The organism is Pseudomonas sp. Kh14, assembly GCF_900291005.1.
Taxonomy (GTDB): domain Bacteria; phylum Pseudomonadota; class Gammaproteobacteria; order Pseudomonadales; family Pseudomonadaceae; genus Aquipseudomonas; species Aquipseudomonas alloputida.
In genome coordinates this window covers 1-246 of sequence record NZ_OLKJ01000245.1, presented here as the reverse complement: position 1 = coordinate 246, position 246 = coordinate 1, and the positions used below count along the sequence as shown (strand labels likewise).

At 60.2% G+C, this 246-nt stretch carries 1 pseudogene; it reads right to left on the bottom strand.

The features are described from left to right. Window positions 1–246, bottom strand: a pseudogene (eno, locus tag FQ668_RS27995) (phosphopyruvate hydratase); the annotation flags it as partial.

Below are 246 nucleotides of genomic sequence, written 5' to 3'. Positions count from 1 at the left end.
CTCCTGGATGGACGTTGCGTTCGGTGCATGAGCGCCTCCGCCTATGATGTTGCCAAGCGGCAGCGGCGTCTCGGAAGCGAACGCACCTCCAAGGTAGCGGAAGACCTCCAGGTCAAGCGACGACGCAGCCGCCTTTGCACATGCAAGCGAGAGTGCGACGGCGACGTTTGCGCCGATCGAGCTGAAATAGGGTGTTCCATCGATCTCCCGGAGCAGTGCATCAAACGTGATCTGATCACATGCGTC